The sequence below is a fragment of the Streptomyces endocoffeicus genome (assembly GCF_016741935.1).
Lineage (GTDB): Bacteria > Actinomycetota > Actinomycetes > Streptomycetales > Streptomycetaceae > Streptomyces > Streptomyces endocoffeicus.
This window is the reverse complement of the sequence record NZ_JAERRG010000014.1, coordinates 24,376-40,335: the sequence shown is the minus strand read 5'-3', so window position 1 is coordinate 40,335 and position 15,960 is coordinate 24,376. Positions and strand designations below refer to the sequence as shown.

Annotated in this window: 13 protein-coding genes and 1 riboswitch; of the genes, 8 read left to right on the top strand and 5 right to left on the bottom strand. The window is 72.3% G+C overall.

Translation table 11 applies throughout. The features are described 5' to 3' along the window. Nucleotides 1-59: 59 nt before the first annotated feature. The 4 genes from JK364_RS30190 to JK364_RS30175 all read left to right on the top strand — a co-directional run bounded on the left by JK364_RS30190 (nt 60) and on the right by JK364_RS30175 (nt 4,972). A complete protein-coding gene (locus JK364_RS30190; RefSeq protein WP_201854520.1) occupies nt 60-1,532 on the top strand; it encodes an amino acid permease in 1,473 nt (490 codons plus the stop codon). A gap of 10 nt (nt 1,533-1,542) precedes the next feature. Continuing rightward, nucleotides 1,543-1,998, top strand: coding sequence for an Lrp/AsnC family transcriptional regulator (locus JK364_RS30185; RefSeq protein ID WP_201854519.1), 456 nt, complete (start codon nt 1,543-1,545; stop codon nt 1,996-1,998). 400 nt (nt 1,999-2,398) lie between these two features. Further along, nucleotides 2,399-3,196: a carbon-nitrogen hydrolase family protein gene (locus JK364_RS30180; protein ID WP_201854692.1), complete on the top strand. Its 798-nt coding sequence runs from the start codon at nt 2,399-2,401 to the stop codon at nt 3,194-3,196. A gap of 66 nt (nt 3,197-3,262) precedes the next feature. Further along, complete coding sequence (locus JK364_RS30175) at nt 3,263-4,972, top strand: flavin monoamine oxidase family protein (RefSeq protein ID WP_201854518.1); 1,710 nt, start codon at nt 3,263-3,265, stop codon at nt 4,970-4,972. A gap of 17 nt (nt 4,973-4,989) precedes the next feature. Here JK364_RS30175 and JK364_RS30170 read toward each other — a convergent pair whose 3' ends face one another. Further along, nucleotides 4,990-5,715 carry a DUF5995 family protein gene (locus tag JK364_RS30170; RefSeq protein ID WP_230992725.1) on the bottom strand — a complete coding sequence of 242 codons (726 nt, stop codon included), beginning with the start codon at nt 5,713-5,715 and terminating at the stop codon, nt 4,990-4,992. Between the two features lie 88 nt (nt 5,716-5,803). Then, nucleotides 5,804-6,688, bottom strand: coding sequence for an NAD-dependent epimerase/dehydratase family protein (locus JK364_RS30165; RefSeq protein WP_201854517.1), 885 nt, complete (start codon nt 6,686-6,688; stop codon nt 5,804-5,806). A gap of 128 nt (nt 6,689-6,816) precedes the next feature. On the opposite strand from JK364_RS30165, the gene JK364_RS30160 reads away from it, so the two are divergent. Further along, a complete protein-coding gene (locus tag JK364_RS30160; RefSeq protein WP_201854516.1) occupies nt 6,817-7,674 on the top strand; it encodes a helix-turn-helix transcriptional regulator in 858 nt (285 codons plus the stop codon). Nucleotides 7,675-7,836: 162 nt separating this feature from the next. On the opposite strand, the gene JK364_RS30155 is transcribed toward JK364_RS30160, so the two are convergent. The 3 genes from JK364_RS30155 to JK364_RS30145 all read right to left on the bottom strand — a co-directional run bounded on the left by JK364_RS30155 (nt 7,837) and on the right by JK364_RS30145 (nt 11,576). Next, nucleotides 7,837-9,219 carry a uracil-xanthine permease family protein gene (locus JK364_RS30155; protein WP_201854515.1) on the bottom strand — a complete coding sequence of 461 codons (1,383 nt, stop codon included), beginning with the start codon at nt 9,217-9,219 and terminating at the stop codon, nt 7,837-7,839. An 82-nt stretch (nt 9,220-9,301) separates the two neighbouring features. Beyond that, nucleotides 9,302-10,177: an isocitrate lyase/PEP mutase family protein gene (locus JK364_RS30150; RefSeq protein WP_201854514.1), complete on the bottom strand. Its 876-nt coding sequence runs from the start codon at nt 10,175-10,177 to the stop codon at nt 9,302-9,304. A 166-nt stretch (nt 10,178-10,343) separates the two neighbouring features. Beyond that, nucleotides 10,344-11,576 (bottom strand): MFS transporter, encoded by a 1,233-nt coding sequence (locus JK364_RS30145; protein WP_201854513.1) that lies wholly within the window; start codon nt 11,574-11,576, stop codon nt 10,344-10,346. A gap of 147 nt (nt 11,577-11,723) precedes the next feature. Between JK364_RS30145 and JK364_RS30140 the strand changes: the two genes are divergently transcribed. From JK364_RS30140 to ribD, 3 genes are all read left to right on the top strand, one after another. Continuing rightward, nucleotides 11,724-12,950: an ROK family transcriptional regulator gene (locus JK364_RS30140; protein ID WP_201854512.1), complete on the top strand. Its 1,227-nt coding sequence runs from the start codon at nt 11,724-11,726 to the stop codon at nt 12,948-12,950. Between the two features lie 140 nt (nt 12,951-13,090). After that, a complete protein-coding gene (locus JK364_RS30135) occupies nt 13,091-14,395 on the top strand; it encodes an alginate lyase family protein (RefSeq protein ID WP_201854511.1) in 1,305 nt (434 codons plus the stop codon). A 154-nt stretch (nt 14,396-14,549) separates the two neighbouring features. Continuing rightward, nucleotides 14,550-14,680: riboswitch (FMN riboswitch) on the top strand. Between the two features lie 157 nt (nt 14,681-14,837). Beyond that, nucleotides 14,838-15,959, top strand: a complete 1,122-nt coding sequence (gene ribD, locus JK364_RS30130; protein ID WP_201854510.1) for a bifunctional diaminohydroxyphosphoribosylaminopyrimidine deaminase/5-amino-6-(5-phosphoribosylamino)uracil reductase RibD — start codon at nt 14,838-14,840, stop codon at nt 15,957-15,959. Nucleotide 15,960: the final 1 nt, after the last annotated feature.

Sequence of the window (15,960 nt, the reverse complement as noted above, 5' to 3'; positions counted from 1 at the left end):
ACCCGTATGTCCGCAGCCGGTCGCCACCACCCGATGGCAGCGATTAAGGAGCCACCCAAGTGTTGGAGCACGGCGCAGCACCGCCCGCCACCCAGCAACCGGAACCAGACCCTCCGGTCGGCGGGCTGGGCGCCCGGCTGATGCGGCGCAAGCCGGTGGAGCGGCTGGTCGCCGAGGGCGGCCAGGGCGAGGGCGGAAGCCTCCGGCGCTCGATGGGTGTCTGGCAGCTCACCATGATCAGCATCGGCGCCACCCTGGGCACCGGCATCTTCGTGGTGCTCGGCGAGGCGGTGCCGGACGCGGGCCCCGCGGTCATCGTGTCGTTCGTCATGGCCGGGCTCACCGCGCTGTTCTCGGCGCTGTCGTACGCCGAGCTGGCGGGCACCATCCCGGTCTCCGGCTCCTCCTACTCGTACGCCTACGCCACCATGGGCGAGCTGATCGCCTGGGTCTGCGGCTGGTGTCTGATCCTGGAGTACGGCGTCTCGGTGGCGGCCGTGGCCGTCGGCTGGGGCGAGTACCTCAACGAACTGCTCGACGGCACCCTCGGGATCACCATTCCCGACGCGCTGGCCGCCCCGCCCGGGGACGGCGGGATCTTCAATCTGCCCGCGCTGCTCGTGGTGCTGCTGGCCATGGCGTTCCTGCTGGGCGGCGCCAAGGAGAGCGCCCGCGCCAACACGATCATGGTCGGGGTGAAGATCGCGGCGCTGATCCTCTTCTGCGCCGTCGCCTTCACCGGCATCCGGGCCGGCAACTACACCCCGTTCATGCCGCTGGGCATGGCGGGCGTCAGCGCCGCCGGCGCCACTCTCTTCTTCTCCTACATCGGCTTCGACGCCGCCTCCACGGCCGGTGAGGAGGCCAAGAACCCCCAGCGCGACCTGCCCCGCGCGATCATGCTCTCGCTGATCATCGTCACCGCGCTGTACTGCCTGGTGGCCGCCGTGGCGGTGGGCGCCCTGCCGTGGAAGAAGTTCTCCGGCTCCGAGGCCGCGCTCGCCTCGATCATGAAGGATGTCACCGGACAGAGCTTCTGGGCCGTGCTGCTGGCGGCCGGCGCGGTGATCGCGATCGCCTCCGTGGTGCTGACCGTGCTCTACGGGCAGACCCGCATCCTCTTCGCGATGTCCCGGGACGGGCTGGTGCCCAGGGTCTTCTCCACGGTCCACGCCCGGACCGGAGTGCCCCGCGCCAACACCGTCATCGTCTCGCTCTTCTGCGGTGTCCTCGCCGCCGCGATCCCGCTCGGCCAGCTCGCCGACGCCACCAGCATCGGCACGCTCTTCGCCTTCGCGCTGGTCAACATCGCCGTGATCATGCTGCGCCGGACCCGGCCCGACATGCCCCGGACCTTCCGGGTGCCGCTCTCCCCGCTCTTCCCGGTGATCGGCTTCGCGCTGTGTCTGTGGATGATGGGCAGCCTGCAGTTCGTGACCTGGGTCGTCTTCGGCGTGTGGATGGCCGTCGGCCTTGTGCTGTACTTCGGATACGGCATGCGCCGATCCCGACTGGCCACAGCAGAGAAGTGATTGCCCCCCAGTGCGACTGAACGATCTCGACGAACGCATCGTCCACGCCCTCGCCGAGGACGCCCGCCGCTCCTACGCCGACATCGGCGAAATCGTCGGGCTGTCCGCGCCCGCCGTCAAACGGCGGGTGGACCGGCTGCGCGCGGAGGGAGCCATCACCGGCTTCACGGTGCGGGTCGACCCGGTGGCGCTGGGCTGGGAGACCGAGGGCTTCATCGAGCTCTACTGCCGCCACAACACCTCGCCGGACGACATCCGCCGGGGCCTGTCGCGCTACCCCGAGGTGGTGTCCGCGTCCACTGTCACCGGTGACGCGGACGCCGTCGTCCAGGTCTTCGCCGCGGACATGCGCCACTTTGAGCGGGTGCTGGAGCGGATTGCGGGGGAGCCCTTTGTGGAGCGTACGAAGTCTGTGCTGGTGTTGTCGCCCTTGCTGCGGCGGTTCAGTTCGGGTGCCCCTACGTAGGCGCTTCGCTGGGTGCGCGGTTCGGGGCGTCTGCCCTGAGCTGCTGTTGGTCGGCTGCGGCGCCGTCGTGGCTGGTCGCGCCCACGCGGCGGAGCCGCACATCGATACAGCCCCGCGCCCCTGTGGGGCGTCTGCCATGAGCTGTTGGTGGTCGGCTGCGGCGCCGTTGTGGCTGGTCGCGCCCACGCGGCGGAGCCGCACATCGATACAGCCCCGCGCCCCTTCGGGGCCCGTCCGTGCGGGGCCCCGCGTGTGTCCGACCCCCGCGTGTGCAATGAATCGTCGTGTTCCGATCCCCATACGTCGCGAATCGACGCCGGACGCAATGAAGTCGTCTTGTTGGGCGATCCGGAGGCAACGTACTGTTTTTATGCCCGTACTCCTCCTCCCGAGGTCTGCCATGCCGCCGCTGCGCACCGCCCTGCTCCAGAACTCCGGTCACCCCGGCGACCCCGCCGGTAACCTCAAGGTCCTCGACGAGGCCGCCGCCCGCGCGGCCGCCGACGGCGCCGGGCTGCTGGTCACCGCGGAGATGTTCCTCACCGGCTACGCCATCGGCGGCGGTGTGCGGGAGCTGGCCGAGCCGGCCGACGGGCCGAGCGGCCGGGCCGTGGCCGAGATCGCCGCGACGCACGGCCTCGCCATCCTCTACGGCTACCCCGAGAGCCACGCGGGCGCCGTCCACAACTCCGCACGGCTGGTGGGCGCGGACGGCACCGAGCTGGCCAACTACCGCAAGACCCATCTCTACGGCTGCTTCGAGCACAAGTCGTTCGCCCCGGGGGAGATCCCCGTCGTCCAGGCCACCATCGGCGAGCTGACCGTCGGCATCCTGGTCTGCTACGACGTGGAGTTCCCCGAGAACGTACGGGCCCATGCCCTGGCCGGGACCGATCTGCTGGTGGTGCCCACCGCGCAGATGCACCCCTTCGAGTTCGTCGCCGAATCCCTGATTCCGGTGCGGGCCTTCGAGAGCCAGATGTACATCGCGTACGTCAACCGCAGCGGCCCCGAGGGCGAGTTCGACTTCGTCGGGCTGAGCTGCCTGGCCGGACCCGACGGCGCCACCTGTCTGCGCGCCGGCCGCGGTGAGGAGCTCCTCCTCGGCGACGTCGATCCCAAACTGCTGACGACCTCGCGCCGGATCAACCCCTATCTGCGCGACCGCCGCCCCGGTCTCTACACCTCCCTCAGCTGATCCGTCCGGCCCCTGCCGCACCCGAACCACCCTTTTGAGCACCAAGCAGCAAGGAGTCCGTACCCCATGACGTCCACGGTGCCCACCGCCGTCCATGACGAGCAGGAGACGCAGGCCCTCGAGGCGCTGCCGGCCGTCACCATGTTCGGCCCGGACTTCCCCTACGCCTACGACGACTACCTCGCCCACCCCGCGGGCCTGGGCCAGATACCGGCGACCGAGCACGGCGCCGAGGTCGCGGTCGTCGGCGGCGGACTCTCCGGTGTCGTCGCCGCGTACGAGCTGATGAAGATGGGCCTGCGGCCCGTGGTCTACGAGGCCGACCGGATCGGCGGACGGCTGCGCACCGTCGGCTTCGACGGCTGTGACGACGAGCTGACCGCCGAGATGGGCGCGATGCGCTTCCCGCCGTCCTCCACCGCCCTCCAGCACTACATCGACCTGGTGGACCTGAAGACCCAGCCGTTCCCCAACCCGCTGGCCCCCGAGACCCCCTCGACCGTCGTCGACCTCAAGGGCGAGTCCCACTACGCCCGCACCATCGACGACCTGCCGCCGGTCTACCGCGAGGTGGCCGACGCCTGGAACGCCTGCCTGGAGGAGGGCGCGGACTTCTCCGACATGAACCGCGCCATCCGTGAGCGGGACGTGCCCCGGATCCGGGAGATCTGGGCGCGGCTGGTCGAGAAGCTGGACAACCAGACCTTCTACGGTTTCCTCTGCGACTCCTCGGCCTTCACCTCCTTCCGCCACCGGGAGATCTTCGGCCAGGTCGGCTTCGGCACCGGCGGCTGGGACACCGACTTCCCCAACTCCATCCTGGAGATCCTGCGCGTCGTCTACACCGAGGCCGACGACCACCACCGCGGCATCGTCGGCGGCAGCCAGCAGCTTCCGCTGCGGCTGTGGGAGCGCGAGCCGCAGAAGATCGTCCACTGGGCGCAGGGCACCTCGCTGGCCTCGCTGCACGAGGGTGCGCCCCGTCCGGCCGTGACCCGGCTGCACCGTGCCGCGGGCGACCGTGTCGTGGTGACGGACGCGAGCGGTGACATCCGCGCTTACAAGGCAGTTGTCTTCACCGCGCAGTCCTGGATGCTGCTCTCCCAGATCGACTGCGATGACTCGCTCTTCCCGATCGACCACTGGACGGCGATCGAGCGCACCCACTACATGGAGTCCAGCAAGCTCTTCGTGCCGGTGGACCGGCCGTTCTGGCTGGACAAGGACGAGGCCACCGGGCGGGACACGATGAGCATGACGCTCACCGACCGGATGACCCGCGGCACCTATCTGCTGGACAACGGCCCGGACCGGCCCGCCGTCATCTGCCTCTCCTACACCTGGTGCGACGACAGCCTCAAGTGGCTGCCGCTGTCGGCGAACGAGCGGATGGAGGTCATGCTCAAGTCGCTCTCGGAGATCTATCGACACGTCGACATCCGCAAGCACATCATCGGCAGCCCGGTCACCGTGTCGTGGGAGAACGAGCCGTACTTCATGGGCGCGTTCAAGGCCAATCTGCCCGGCCACTACCGCTACCAGCGCCGGCTGTTCACCCACTTCATGCAGGACCGGCTGCCCGCCGACAAGCGCGGCGTCTTCCTCGCGGGCGACGACATCTCCTGGACGGCGGGCTGGGCCGAGGGCGCCATCCAGACCGCGCTCAACGCGGTGTGGGGCGTCATGCACCAGTTCGGCGGCTTCACCGACCCGAAGAACCCCGGGCCGGGCGATCTGTACGACGAGATCGCGCCCGTCGAGCTCCCCGAGGACTGAGCCGGTCCGGGGGCCGTTCAGCGCGCGGACGGCGGAGACGGTGGCAGCGGGGTGAGCAGAAAGCGCCCGACCAGACCCACGGTGGCGTCGACGCGCTCCGCGAACTCCTCCGCCAGCTCCGGCACCCCGCGCAGCCCCCACAGCGCGCGGAACGCCGCCCATGCGGCGTCCCGCGCCTTCTCCAGGCTCCAGGAGCCCACGAGATGGGTGAGCGGATCGGCCACGTCCAGCAGGTCGGGGCCGGGCATCAGCTCCTCCCGGATCCGCTCCTCCATCTCCGTGAGCAGCGCGCCGATCCGGTCGAAGTCGCCCTCCAGGGCGTCCGGTTCGAGGTCCCGGGCCCGGCAGGTGTCCAGCAGCGCGAGCGCCAGGTCATGGCCGATATGGGCGTTGATCCCGGCCAACGCGAACTGCACCGGGCGGACCCCGGGATGGCACCGCAGCTGGAACAGCGGCCGCCAGCAGGCGGGCGGTCGCCCGCCGGTGGTCACCGCGTCGACCGCCGCCAGATAGCGCTCGGCGAACCGCACGTCCAGCTCCTCGGTGGCGGACGGGTCGTGGAAGTACCCGTCCGCGAGCCGTCGGCCGACCTCCTCGGTGACCGACAGATACACCCCGTTGAAGACCGCCACCCCGTCCCCGGGCGGCAGCGCCGCGCCGAGCGCGCTCATGCGCGCCACGACGCCTCTCACGGTGCGCGGCGCGAGCCGCGCGGGCGTGGGCATGGGCGTGGGCATCGTCATGGACGCCAGGGTGGCAGGCCGGACGGGCGCGGTCCCGCCGTACGCCGCCGCTTCCCCCGGACGGCCTAACGCACCGTCAACCGCCGTATCACAGCACACCCGCGTCGCGCGCCGTCCACATCGACGGATACAGCGGCCGCCAGCCCAGCTCGTCGCGCAGCCGGAGGTTGGAGGTGATCCCGGACCAGGGGTCGTCGGCCGTCCGCCCGAGCATGCCCTCGGGCAGCGGCGCGCCCATGAGCTGGTGGATTTCGACGACGGTCGGCGGGGCGTCGTCGACGATGTTGTACTTGCGGCCCGACACCGAGCCACCGGCCGTGCCGCCGGGTGCGCGCAGCAGCCGCAGCAGCGCCTGCGTCGCGTCCGCGTGGTGGATCATGGCGAGCCGCTGGTCCCCGGCCCAGCTCTCCGCGTGCGGCAGAAAGTTCGCCACATGCGGATCGCCGTCCCCGTAGACGAAGGCCAGGCTGCCGATCCGCAGATCGAGGCCGTGCTCGCGGTGCAGCGCCAGCAACTCCCGCTCCGCCTCCGCCTTCGAGGCGGGGTACGCGCCCCACAGCACACCGCCGGGCCGGCTCTCGTCGTCCTCCGTGAACGGCCGGCCGCGCGAGGCGCCGTACACCAGATTGGTGCTGACCTGGAGGAACCGGCTCGTCCCGGCCTCGACCGCGGCCCGCCCGAGCGCGACCGCCGCGTCCCGGTTGACCGCCCACGCCTCCTCGTCCGGCACCCCGCGGAAGGCCGCCGCGATGTTGACCACCGCGTGCACCCCCTCCATGGCCCTCCGCAGATCCTTCTCCTCGCGCAGATCGCCGACCATGAGCCGCGCGCCCTGGGCCGCGAAGGGCGCGCCGCGCTCCTCGTCGCGCACCAGCACCCGTACCTCGGTACCGGCCGCGGGCCGCTCCAGCAGCCGCTTGGTGAACCGCCGTCCCACCTGACCGGTCGCACCCGTCACCAGAATCAAGGGCATGAGCATCCGCCTTTCGTCTCGTCGCTCGGCCCCAGCCTGCGGCGGGCGGGGCGGGGCCGGGAGAGACCTCCTCATCCAGGGATCCGCAGACCCTGGATACGGGACGCGGGCACGGCGACGATGGGGGCGTGCATCGAACGGAACTCGCCGACTTCCTGCGCCGCTGCCGCGCCCGCCTCGGCCCCGCCGAGGTGGGGCTGACGCCCGGCCCCCGACGCCGTACGCCAGGGCTGCGCCGGGAGGAGGTGGCCCAGCTCGCGGGCATGTCCCCGGACTACTACACCCGGCTGGAGCAGGCCCGCGGCCCGCGCCCGTCCCGCCAGATGCTGACCGCGCTGGCCCGGGCGCTGCGGCTCACCGACGACGAGCGCGACTACCTCTTCCACCTGGTGGGGGAGGAGCCGCCGCGCGACCGCAGCACCTCGGAGCATGTGCGGCCCGGTCTGCTCAGGGTGCTGGACCGGCTGTACGACACCCCGGCCCAGGTGATCACCGACTGGGGCGAGGTGCTGGCGCAGAACGCGATGGCGGCGGCGCTGGTCGGCGACATCATGGGGCGGCCGCCCGGCGACCGCAATATCGTCCGGTCCTTCTTCACCCGGCGCGACGGCGCCTCCGGCACCCCCGGGATCTTCCCGAGCGAGGAGATCGAGGAGCACGCCCGGCTGCATGTGGCCACCCTCCGGGCCGTGCTCGCCGCCCGCCCCGACGACCCCGGCCCGGCGGGGCTCGTGGCCGAACTGCTGTCGGTGAGCGCGGAGTTCGCGGCGCTGTGGGAGGACCATGAGGTGGCCATACGGCACTCCACGGTCAAGCGGTTCACCCACCCGGTGGTGGGGACGATGGAGCTGGACTGCGAGGTCCTGCTGAGCTCGGAACACGCCCAGCGGCTGATCGTCCACACCGCCCGCCCCGGCAGTGAGTCCGCCGAGCGGCTGGAGCTGCTGCGGGTCGTGGGATTGCAGGACCTCGCCCCGCGAGGCTGAGGCCCCGGGAGGTTTTCACCGGGCGGCTAGTCCCGCCTTCCAGCCCCTCCGGCCTTCCAGCCCCTCCGGCGTTTGAGGAGCGGGGTCTGGGGCGGAGCCCCAGTTACGGGAAGGGGCGGGGAGGGGAACAGCCCGCCGCAGGCGCCACGCCCCATCGGCCCCCTACGCCGGCCGCTCGTCGTCGTATTCGCTGGTGCCCGCGTCCAGCAGGGGCTCCTGCTCCTTCAGGTGTGCCGGGGCCAGGGCGCGCAGCACGTGATAGCCGAGCAGCACCACGATCGTGCCGAGCGCGATCCCGCCCAGCTCGAAGTTGTGGCCCACCTTCAGGCTGACACCGCCGACGCCGATGATGACGCCCGCCGCGACCGGCACCAAATTGACCGGATTGCGCAGATCCACCTTGTTGTGCACCCAGATCTGCGCGCCGAGCAGCCCGATCATGCCGTAGAGGATGACGGTGATCCCGCCCAGCACCCCGCCCGGCACCGCCGCCACCACCGCGCCGAACTTCGGGCACAGCCCGAAGAGCAGCGCGAAGCCCGCGGCGGCCCAGTACGCGGCGGTGGAGTACACCCGGGTGGCCGCCATGACCCCGATGTTCTCGGAGTACGTCGTATTGGCCGGGCCGCCGACCGAGGTGGAGATCATGGTCGCCGCGCCGTCCGCGGCGATCGCCGTGCCCAGCTGGTCGTCGAGCGGATCGCCTATCATCTCGCCGACCGCCTTCACATGCCCGGCGTTCTCGGCGATCAGCGCGATCACCACCGGCAGCGCCACCAGCACCGCCGACCAGTGGAAGGTGGGCCCGTGCAGGGACGGCAGACCGATCCAGTCCGCCTTGGTCACACCGGAGAGGTCCAGCCGCCAGTGATCGGTGATCCGTCCGCTGCCGTCGATGGAGTGGATCTTGCCGAAGACGCGGTCGAAGACCCAGGAGGCCGCATAGCCGAAGACCAGCCCCAGGAAGATCGCGATACGCGACCAGAAGCCCCGCAGACAGACCACCGCCGCCCCGGTGAGCAGCATCGTCAGCAGCGCGGTCCACTGATCGGCGGGCCAGTACGTACCGGCGGTCACCGGGGCGAGGTTGAACCCGATGAGCATGACCACCGCGCCGGTCACCACCGGCGGCATCGCCGCGTGGATGATCCGGGCGCCGAACCTCCTTACCGCCAGACCGCTCAGCAGCAGCACACCGCCGACCACCAGGATCGCCCCGGTGACGGCGGCGCTCCCGCCGCCCTGCGCCCTGATCGCGGCGGCCACGCCGACGAACGACAGGCTGCACCCCAGATAGCTGGGGATCCGGCCGCGGGTCGCGAGCAGGAAGAGGATGGTCGCGACCCCGGACATCATGATCGCGAGGTTGGGGTCGAGCCCCATCAGCACCGGGGCGACGAAGCTGGCCCCGAACATGGCCACGACGTGCTGCGCGCCGAGCCCCATCGTCCTCGGCCACGACAGCCGCTCATCCGGCTTGACGACGGCACCGGGGGCGGGGGTGCGCCCATCGCCGTGCAGGGTCCAGCCCACGCCGAGGCCCATGACTGCTCCACTTCATCGCTACGGGGGATTCGCAGCAATGTTAGTTGGCCGAAAATATGCGCCGTGCAGCTGTGCCGTGCAGCTATGTGGGATCGGCTGTGGTGACGTCATCGGTGAAGTCGTCGGCCAGTGACTGCGCCTCGGCGTAGGAGGGCAGGTCGGCGGCTTGATCCGCAAGGGCGGGGGCGCCCGGGTGGGCGATCGACCACGCCAGGTCCACGGCGTGGTCCAGGGCGGCCCGGAAGAGCAGCGAACCGCAGCTGATCCGCCGCACCCCGAGCTCCGCCAGCCGCTCATAGGTGTGGCGGCCGGGTGTGAAGAGGATGTTCAGCGGGGTCTCGCCCAGGTCGTCGGCCAGTGCGCCGATGTCCTGCTCATCGGTGAGCGCGGGCACGAAGATCCCGTCCGCGCCCGCCCGCACATACGCCTCGATGCGCTCGGCGGTGGTGGCCAGCGAGGGCGGGGTGCCGCCATCGATCGCGGCGAGCCAGTGGGTGTCGGTCCGGGCGTTCACGAACAGCCGGGGCACCCGCTCCTTGACGGCCTCGATCACCGCGTACTGCCGGGCCAGCGGCGCGAGGGTGCCGTCGGGGCGCCCGTCCTCGATGTTCACGCCGACCACCCCGGCCCGGTCCAGCTCGGCCGCGACCGCCGCGACCTCCTCGGGCCGGTTGCCGAACCCGCCCTCGATGTCGACGGTCACCAGCGCCGGGAGCCGGGCGATGCCCCGGGCGAGGGCGAGGGTGCCGTCGCGGGCGGCGCCCGTCGCGTCGGGCAGCCCGGCCGCAGAGGCCACGCCGAGGCTGGTGGTGCCGATGGCGGGGAAGCCGCGCCGGACGAGGGCGGCGGCGGAGGCGTGGTCCCACGCGTTGGGCAGCAGCAGGGGCCGGTCGCCGTGGTGGAGCCGGCGGAAGGCGGCGTGGCGCTCGGGGGCCGGGCCGTCGCTCGTATCGCTCATATCACCGACCGTACGGCCGGATCCTTTCGGCGCTCACCGAACGATGGCGGTGGCGGAGCCGGACGGTGGCCGTGCCGGAGCCGGACGATGGCGGTGTCACAGGGAGAGGGTGCATCGCCCCGGCGGCCCCGCCCCCCCCGTCAGGAGAGCGCGGCCCCGCCCCCCGTCAGGAGAGCGTGGCCCGGGACGTCGACGGGTCGGGGTGCGGGGTGGAGCCCGTGGCGTCCGTCCCCGCCGGAGTCCGCAGCACCCCGGCCCCCGCCACCAGCCCCAGCGCCAACGTCGTGACCAGGCAGAAGGAGATCGTAAGCGAGGTCAGGTCCGCGATCGAACCCATCGCCGCCGGAGCGATCAGCCCCGAGGTGTAGGTGATCGTGGCGACGCCCGCGATGGCCTGGCTCGGGGCCGGGCCGCTGCGCGCGGCGGCGGCGAAGGCCAGCGGCACCACGACCGCGATGCCCAGGCCGATCAGGCCGAATCCGGCGATGGCCATGGCGGGCCCGGAAGCGGTGACCACGAGGATGCCCCCGACGGCCGCGAGGACGCCGCCCGTCCGTACGGTCCGCACCGGCCCGAAGCGGCCCACCACCGCGTCCCCGACGAGCCGGGCACCGGCCATCGTGCAGGAGAAGGCGGTGGTGCAGGCGGCGGCCACACCGGGGGAGGTGTCCAGGACGTCGCGCAGATAGACCGCCGACCAGTCCAGGCTCGCCCCCTCCGCGAAGACCGCGCAGAATCCCACCGCGCCGATGATCAGCGCGGAGCGGGGCGGCAGGGCGAAGCGGGGCGGCGGGTGCTCCTCGGGGGCGCTGCGCAGGTCCAGGACCCAGTGGCAGGCCACCGCGCCGAGCACCGTGAGGACCCCGGCGGCGATGGCGAGATGCAGCCGGGCGTCCGCCTCGGCGTGCGCGGCGACCGTGCCCGCCGCCGAGCCGGTGAGCGCGCCGACGCTCCACATGCCGTGCAGCCCGGACATGATCGAACGGCCGAGGCGGTTCTCGACCTCCACACCGAGGGCGTTCATCGCGACGTCGGACATCCCGGCGGTCGCGCCGAAGATGAGCAGCACACCGCACAGCCAGACCAGTCCGGGCGCGAGCGGGGGCATCACCAGCCAGGCGGTCCACAGGGCGAGCAGTCCGCGCAGCGCCGCGCGGGCGCCGAAGCGATGGCTGATCCGCCCGGCCAGGGGCATCGCGACCGAGGCCCCGATGGCGGGGAAGGCGAGCGCGAGGCCGAGTTGACCGGCGCTCAGGTCCAGCCGCTCCTGGATCCAGGGGATACGGGTGGCGAAGTTGCCGGTCACCGCGCCGTGCACGGCGAAGACCGCCGCCACGGCGATCCGTGCCCGCCTTACCGGGCGCATCTCGGACGCCCCGGACTCCTTGAGCCTGCCCATGCTTGTCGCACCCTCCCCGTAGCGCCGACCCGTACCCGTACCTGTCCCCGTGCTTGTGCCCGGCCTGTGCCGCGGCCCACCGGAAACTATCAGGAAGGGTCCCTGATAGATAGAACTTTTCCCGCTGCCTTCTGGAAGGATCCCCGCATGACCTCGACGAGCGTGTCCGTGGCGGGCCGCACCGCCTCTCCGAGTACGGCGCGGGCCATCAACGACCGCCTCGCCCTGCATCTGCTCAAGGACAAGGGGCCGTTGACCGCGGGGGAGCTCAAGTCGCTGACCGGGCTGTCCCGTCCCACCATCGCGGACCTGGTCGAGCGGCTGCGGCAGACCGGACTGGTGGCGGTCGTGGGGGAGTCGGGGGCGGAGCGCCGGGGGCCCAACGCCCGGGTGTACGGGATCGTCGCCGACAGCGCGCATGTGGCCGGGGTCGACGTCCGTACGGACGGCGTCGCCGTCTGTGTGGCCGATCTGCTGGGCCGGACCGTTGCCGAGGAGTCGCTTCCGGTGGCCCCGGACGTGGATCCGGCGCACACCGTGGCGGCCGTGGTGGCCCTGGTGGAGCGGGCCGCCGAGCGGGCCGGGGCGGCGCGGCTGCACCACATCGGGATCGGGATGCCCGGCCTCATCGACCCCGCCACCGGGGAGCTCAACTCGCCCGGCGGGCTGCCCTCCTGGCACCGGGAGCTGGCCACCGCGCTGCACGGCGGCCTCGCGGCACCGGTGCTGCTGGAGAACGAGGTCAATCTCGCGGCCGTCGCCGAACAGCGGCTCGGCGCGGTGCGCGACCGCGACACCTTCGTGCTGCTGTGGCTCGGCCACGGCATCGGCGCGGCCGTGGTGCTCGACCGGGTGCTGCGGCGCGGTGCGTCCGGCGGCACCGGGGAGATCGGCTTTCTGCCGGTGCCCGGCACCGTGGGGCTGCCCTCCGCCACCGGCTGCGACGGCGGATTCCACTCCCTGGTGGGCAGTGCCGCGGTCTGTGAACTCGCCCAGCAGCACGGTCTGGAGGCCGCGGCGGGCGGCTCGCACGGCGACGGAGCGGAGGGCTCCGGCGCGGCGGAGGCGGTGATCCGCGCGGCCCTGGAAGCGGGGGAGCGGGGCGAGGCGTTCCTGGACGCGCTGGCGGCCCGTATCGCGCTGGGCGTCGCCGCGATCTGCGCGGTGCTCGACCCGGGGTGCGCGGTGCTCGGCGGCGAGGTCGGCCGGGCCGGGGGCGAGGGGCTCGCCCGGCGGGTGGAGGAGCATGTGGCCCGGCTGTCGCCGCTGCGGACGTGGGTGCGGGCAGGGGTGGTGGGCGGCGGCGGGGTGCTGCGGGGTGCCGTGCTGACGGCGCTGGACGCGACGCAGAACGAACTGTTCGGCGCTCCGTAGGCCGCCGTGGCCCGGCGGTTGGCCGCCCCGGTGGGGGCGAGCGGATTCCTGTGCGATCTCTTGTCGTGCCCATGGAGCCGTCTTACTCTGAGCCCGATCTCAATTCTGAATAGCGTTCAGCTATCTGATTGGAGTGCTCGATGGGTGCACCTCCAGCGGGACGCGGGCGGATCGCCCGGGCGATCGTCGCCGCCGCTGCCCTCCTGGCCGTCCTGGCGATCCCCGCCGCCCCCTCCGCGCAGGGCGCCGAGCGCGTCCGGCATTCCGGCCCGGTGCCCCGCACGGTGGTGCTCGACGGGCCCCGACTGTCCCTCACCAAGCTGAAACTGCAGCTCGGAGACCGGAATCTGCGGCGGACCGTACGCGATCTGACCACCCAGGCCGACCAGTGGATGAAGCAGGGCCCCTGGACGGTCACCGACAAGGACCAGCTGCCGCCCAGCGGCGACAAACACGACTACTTCAGCCAGGCCCCCTACTGGTGGCCCAGCCAGCCCAAGACCGAGGACAATCCGTACGGCTGCCCCTACGTTCAGAAGGATGGCCAACGGAACCCCGACGTGGACAAGATGACGGACCGTCCCGAGGTCGGGAAGGTCTTCGAGTCCGCCTACGAGCTCTCGCTGGCCTGGTACTACACCGGTAAGCGGGCCTACGCCGAGCACGCCGCGGACATCCTGCGCACCTGGTTCATCACCCCGGCGACCCGGATGAACCCGAACCTGAACCACGCGCAGTTCATCCCCTGCAAGTACGACGGCCGCTCGATCGGGATCATCGACTTCTCCCAGGCCTTCACCAGCCTCCTCGACGCCGCCGCACTCCTCGACACCGGCGCCCCCGGCTGGTCCGACAGCGACCACGCGGGCTTCCGCACCTGGAACAAGCAGTTCCTGGACTGGCTGGTGAACAGCGACTTCGGCAAGGAGGAGGGCGCCGCCGAGAACAACCACGGCACCTTCTACGACATGCAGGTCGCCGCCATCGCCACCGCCGTCGGCGACCGGGACCGCGCCCGCCAGGTGCTCCGCGACGCCCGCACCAAGCGCATCGACACGCAGATCGCGGCCGACGGCACGCAGCCGCAGGAGCTGGAGCGGACCCGGAGCTTCCACTACTCGACGTTCAACCTGGTCGCGTACACCCGGATGGCCGCCATCGGGAAGCACGTCGGGGTTGACCTGTGGCACTACACCGGGCCCGGTGGCGGGAGCCTCTTCAAGGCGGTCGACGTCCTGCTCCCGGCGGCCACGGGCGCCGCGCCCTGGCCGTACCCGGAGCTCGACTTCCGCGCCTACGCGGCGAGCGACATCGTCCACGCGGCGGCCGACGCGGGTGACCGCAAGGCCCGTGCGGCGCTGCCCAAGCTCCAGACCCCGCCCGGCGGCGACCTGTGGGCCCTGCGGCCGGCGGTGGAACAACTCGACAGCATCGCCCAGGGCTAACGGGCACGCCCTTTCCCGAACCGGGGGCAGGCCCCCGGCCCCCGGACCGGGGTGGGGGTCCCCTCCGGGGCTTGGGGGGGTGAGGGAGGCCACACGGGGGAGGCCTCCCAGCTGGGCTGATGGCCATGGCACACTGGGCCCGTACCAGTGACGTCAGCGCACTCCGGGGTCGGTGAAAATCCGAACCGGCGGTTACAGTCCGCGACCCGTCCGCCGCCAGCGGCCGGTTGACCAGGTGAAATTCCTGGACCGACGGTGAAAGTCCGGATGGGAGGCAGTGCGCGGCGGTAGCGACATCACCGGTGCGCCGCCTCGGCGGTTCGCCCTCGCGTATGCGGGATGCGGACTCTTCGCCGATCCCCGGCGTGCTGGCGGCGGCGTTCCCGCTTCCATGTCATCTCGACAGCCCCGGAGTCCGTGCCCGAAGAGGCAGGAGGACCCGGTGGCCACCGCAGCCGAAGCCCAAGCGATGCGCCATGCCGTCGCGCTCGCCGCCCGCGGCCTCGGCCACACCAGCCCCAACCCCGTCGTCGGTTGCGTCATCCTCGACGCCGGTGGCCGCGTCGTCGGCGAGGGCTGGCACCAGCGGGCCGGCGGTCCGCACGCCGAGGTCCACGCGCTGCGCGCGGCGGGGGAGCGAGCCCGCGGCGGCACCGCCGTCGTCACCCTCGAACCCTGCGACCACACCGGCCGCACCGGCCCCTGCTCGCAGGCCCTGATCGCCGCCGGGATCGCCCGCGTCCACTACGCCGTCGCCGACCCCACCGCCCAGGCCAAGGGCGGCGCCGCGACCCTGGCCGCCGCCGGGGTCGAGGTCGACGCCGGGCTGCTGGCCGACGAGGCCGAGGTGGTCAACGAACCCTGGCTGACCGCGATGCGCCGCGGCCGCCCCTTCGTGCTGTGGAAGTTCGCCGCGACCCTGGACGGCCGCAGCGCCGCCGCCGACGGCACCAGCCGCTGGATCACCTCCGCCGAGTCCCGTGCCGATGTGCACCGGCTGCGCGCGGAGGCCGACGCCGTCGTCGTCGGCTCCGGCACCCTGCGCGCCGACGACCCCCACCTGGCCGTAAGGGACCGGGAGGGTGCCACCCAGCCGCTGCGGGTCGTCGTGGACACGGGCGCCACCATCAAGCCCGGCGCCCGGGTCCTGGACGACGCCGCGCCCACGCTCATCGCCGTCGCCGAGGACGCGGGCATCGCGCATCTGCCGCGGCGGCCGGGCGTGGAGACCGTAAGGCTGCCGCGCGCGGAAACCGGCCTCCGGATCCCCGCGCTGCTGGCCGAGCTGCACGGCCGCGGGGTGCGCTCCGTCCTGCTGGAGGGCGGGCCCACCCTCGCCGGGGCGTTCCTCGCCGCGGGCGCCGTCGACAAGGTCGTCGGCTATCTCGCCCCCGTCCTGCTGGGCGCGGGCCCCGCCGCTCTCGCCGACGCCGGAATCACCACCATCGCGCAGGCGTTGCGCCTGGAGACGGCCGATGTGACCCGGCTCGGTCCCGATCTGCGCGTCACCGCCGCCCCCATCGCCGTTCCCGCCGTCCCCGCCCCCCTCGCCGAGGAGAACTGAA

What these genes read in the sequence shown, in the direction of transcription:
- JK364_RS30180 (WP_201854692.1), top strand. Translation starts at nt 2,399, where the DNA reads ATGCCGCCGCTGCGCACCGCCCTGCTCCAGAACTCCGGTCACCCCGGC.
- JK364_RS30175 (WP_201854518.1), top strand. Translation starts at nt 3,263, where the DNA reads ATGACGTCCACGGTGCCCACCGCCGTCCATGACGAGCAGGAGACGCAG.
- JK364_RS30170 (WP_230992725.1), bottom strand. Translation starts at nt 5,715, where the DNA reads ATGACGATGCCCACGCCCATGCCCACGCCCGCGCGGCTCGCGCCGCGC.
- JK364_RS30165 (WP_201854517.1), bottom strand. Translation starts at nt 6,688, where the DNA reads ATGCCCTTGATTCTGGTGACGGGTGCGACCGGTCAGGTGGGACGGCGG.
- JK364_RS30155 (WP_201854515.1), bottom strand. Translation starts at nt 9,219, where the DNA reads ATGGGCCTCGGCGTGGGCTGGACCCTGCACGGCGATGGGCGCACCCCC.
- JK364_RS30150 (WP_201854514.1), bottom strand. Translation starts at nt 10,177, where the DNA reads ATGAGCGATACGAGCGACGGCCCGGCCCCCGAGCGCCACGCCGCCTTC.
- JK364_RS30145 (WP_201854513.1), bottom strand. Translation starts at nt 11,576, where the DNA reads ATGGGCAGGCTCAAGGAGTCCGGGGCGTCCGAGATGCGCCCGGTAAGG.
- JK364_RS30140 (WP_201854512.1), top strand. Translation starts at nt 11,724, where the DNA reads ATGACCTCGACGAGCGTGTCCGTGGCGGGCCGCACCGCCTCTCCGAGT.
- JK364_RS30135 (WP_201854511.1), top strand. Translation starts at nt 13,091, where the DNA reads ATGGGTGCACCTCCAGCGGGACGCGGGCGGATCGCCCGGGCGATCGTC.